The organism is Neobacillus drentensis, assembly GCF_036965425.1.
In the GTDB taxonomy this organism is placed as follows: Bacteria; Bacillota; Bacilli; order Bacillales; family Cytobacillaceae; genus Neobacillus; species Neobacillus drentensis_F.
In genome coordinates this window covers 37,945-41,508 of the sequence record NZ_JBALPP010000040.1, presented here as the reverse complement: position 1 = coordinate 41,508, position 3,564 = coordinate 37,945, and the positions used below count along the sequence as shown (strand labels likewise).

Sequence of the window (3,564 nt, the reverse complement as noted above, 5' to 3'; positions counted from 1 at the left end):
ATTTCGGAATGAAAATTATGACCATAAGGTTGAAATATTGACACCCATATCCGGAGAAGACCATACATATGCACTACTATCGACCTATGAAGGATTAGCAGAAATGGAACTTCAAAATAAAAAGATGTTTGATGATGAAGAATATTTGAAGCTAATAGGTGACTTCTTTCTAGAAAATATCATTCAAGGCAGTATGTATACGCAAATATACAGGGCGTTAAATGAGATAAAATAAGCAAAAAAATATAGAACATATCAAGAAGTATGTTCTATATTTTTGCTATTTTTCTTGAAATTTAGGAGTAATAATAAACCTGGCTTCTCCTTTTCCATAAAGATCAACTAAGTATTTCTGAAAAAATACTAACTGTGATTTAATAAACTCCACTTCAAAAAGATGGATACTTAGCGTGTTTATTTACACTTCGATAAGGGAGAAACAGGGGAACGATTGGGGTCATCGTTGAATAAAGGGGATCTCTTCTTTAGGGATGCCTGTTTCCATCCGAAATGGCGGGAATAATAATTGTTTGTAGGAAAGGTCTTTTTGAGAGGGATTCATAACTACACTTCTTTTCCTGTCTATTGAACGATTATGCTTAATTTTATTCTTTTTTTATGCTTTATTACTTCCTAAGTTGGAAATGAACATAAAATGCACAGGGTACTATACCCTGTGCATTTTAATCGCGAGAATAACAATTATTTTGGTCAATTTGTACAAAATGGTCATTGTGAAATTAATCAAAAAAATGGAAAAAACTTATTAGACAATAACATAAAGTATTTACCCGCCTATTATGCCGCAACCTCATCCTCGGCCGGATTTTGAGCTTTTTTTCGATCCATCATGTATTTAATGAAGAATAATCCTGCTACCATTAGATAAGCGTAGACGAAAGGCATTAAGTCAGGCTGGGCAATCGCAACAGCAGCTGAGTGGATAATGCCTAGGAATGATAATGTTGCTGCAATGACAGCGACAATGGCTGCCCGAATTGGTTGGTTTTTTATAGCAAAGATCGCTAAGCATCCCCACAATAAACTACTAAGTGGAGCACCATTACCTAGATGGAACATGCCGTTATAATAAACACCATGGTGTGACATTGCTTCAGCTGTTACTTTAGCCGCATTGGTTCCAGCGGAGGTTAAAACGTTATTGGCTAGTGATAAAGCCCAGTTCCCGATCCATGGGAACAAACAAATGAAGATAACCGGAACTTCCAATTTCGGAGTTTCACGAACCACTTGGTTAGCGGTTACGATACCAACATAAACAAGAATCGGCACGATGGCGGAAACCGGTATAACAGCTAACAACAATCCTCCAATACCAAAAAGGGAAATGACTAACATAGAGAGACCAGTTGCGATAGAATATCCAAGACCTGCACCCATGGATTTCCAACCAGCATGACCAATATAAACAGTTACTGGATAAGGGTTACCGCATAAAGCACCAATAGAAGAGGAAATACCATTTGCAAGCATTACCCGCCGTGTTTTATAAGGATCTCCGGCAGCATGTGCACTTTCAATGTTTTCTAGGTCAAAAATATAGTTAGATAATCCAAGTGGTACAGCTGAAGCTAAATATGGAAGCGCATGTGCAATGCCAGAGAATAAACTGTCAGCATGGAAAGTAGGAGGGTTAAATCCTAACGTATCCAACGCTGCTGAAATGGCTTCAGGACTTTGCAAACCAAATGCCCACGCAAGAGCAGTACCAGCGGCAAGTAATAAAAAGCCTGTTGGAATCTTTGCGAAAATAGGTGATTTACCGAACCAGTTAATAAAAATAATGATTAGGACAACAAAAGCTACCACTGGAGTTTCAAAGGATTGGAGCATTGGATTCATAGCCAGCAACAATAATCCAAGTCCAGATAAACATGATAAAAGGACAGTTCTAGGAACAAGTTTTCTGAGTGTGTCACCTAGGAAAGCACCGACGATTAAGATTAAGGCTTCAAATAAACACCAAACTAATGCAAGTGAAAAGGCGAATTCAGCATTATTAGTTTCTTTAAATACCGGCAAAATGACTAAGAAAGTAACAGTAAAAATAGAAGGAGCACTAGGGCCTGATGGTAAGGCCGTAATATCATTTCTTCCTGATTGTTTTGATAATAAATAGCCAAAAACAAAGTAACAGCAGCTTGCTAGAAAGACGCCGAGTCCAAATCCTGGCACAATTCTTCCATAAACAATTTCTTTTGGAAAACCGACGACAAAAAGCAATAATGAAATCATCGTTAATAGATTGGTTAAATTGTTGGCAAGTAAGCCGAAATAGGCAGCCCAGTCGCCTTTTTTCCAAAATTTCAATGTCTGATCCATTCCAAATCACCTCTAATGATTTATTTATAAAAATTTGAAACCCCTTACATTAAGAATTGTATTGTCAAAAAGAAATTAATTCATCGTCCACACAAACCAAAAAGAAAGCCTTTTATATATACAAGTTGTACAAAAGAGTTTGTACAAAATATGTCTTCTAAGCCCGACTAAAAAACCTCCGAAAATACGTAATGAATTATGTTATAATAACGAAAATTCAACTAGAAAAAGGCTGGATTTACTATCATGATCGGACGTGTGTATAAGAATGAAGAAAACAGTAATATACAAGCAAATTGACGATTGTTCCATTAAGGCTGATTTTTATGGAACGGGCCTCGCGAACTCTCCAGTGGTTATTTATATTCATGGGGGCGGGCTGGTATGGGGAACAAGAGAAGAAATGACAGAAGAAATGATCCAGCTTTACACAGATAATGGGATATCACTTTTTTCAATCGACTACCGTTTAGCCCCAGAGACAAAGCTACAGGATATCCTTGAGGATGTTGAAGACGCCCTTCATTGGCTGCAAGCAGAAGGAGCAAAGCGATTTTCTATTGATACAAAAAGGATTGCAGTAGTGGGCAGTTCAGCCGGTGGTTTTTTGGCACTTTCTAATGGGACATTTAAACATAAACCGCGTGCAATCGTCTCCTTCTATGGATATGGCGATTTAGTAGGCGGCTGGGCAACAATGCCAAGTAAATATTACCTTGAAAAGGACCTTGTTTCGAGAAACCTTGCTAATGCACTAGTTACCGCTCAGCCAATTACAGAGGCATCTGTAGAGCAAAGATTCCTCCTCTATGTGTATGCAAGACAACACGGAGTTTGGATTGAAGAAATCACTGGTGTTAATCCTGCTTTCAATAAAGAAGCACTCCGTCCTTTTTGTCCCATACACAATGTTACGAAGGAGTATCCGCCAACACTTTTGTTACATGGTACAAAAGATACGGATGTCCCTTACGAGCAGTCAGTTTTTATGAGAGCTGCTATTTTAAAACAGTCCGTCGAAGCAAAGTTAATTACGATCCCTAACGGAGAACATATATTTGATAAAGAATTCCATAATCCCATTGTTCAAAATGCACTAAAACAAGTCATTGAATTTCTCCATACTCACCTTACAGGTATAGAGTAGCACTAAAAAGAGGCTCTGTTAAACTTTGTTGTTGATTTGCGCTCCAGGTGATTCGCTTTCCGCGGGCGTGCCGG

The 3,564-nt window shown here is 38.2% G+C and carries 3 protein-coding genes; 2 read left to right on the top strand and 1 reads right to left on the bottom strand.

Annotated elements, in window-relative coordinates:
* Positions 1-235: hypothetical protein (locus tag V7161_RS11085; RefSeq protein ID WP_335445113.1), on the top strand; the 235-nt coding region annotated here is incomplete at its 5' end.
* A 563-nt stretch (positions 236-798) separates the two neighbouring features.
* On the opposite strand, the gene V7161_RS11080 is transcribed toward V7161_RS11085, so the two are convergent.
* Entirely contained in the window at positions 799-2,343 is a 1,545-nt protein-coding gene (locus V7161_RS11080) for a xanthine permease (RefSeq protein WP_335445112.1), read from the bottom strand.
* 268 nt (positions 2,344-2,611) lie between these two features.
* Here V7161_RS11080 and V7161_RS11075 point away from each other — a divergent pair, with 268 nt between their 5' ends.
* Positions 2,612-3,490, top strand: a complete 879-nt coding sequence (locus V7161_RS11075) for an alpha/beta hydrolase (RefSeq protein ID WP_335445110.1) — start codon at positions 2,612-2,614, stop codon at positions 3,488-3,490.
* Positions 3,491-3,564: the final 74 nt, after the last annotated feature.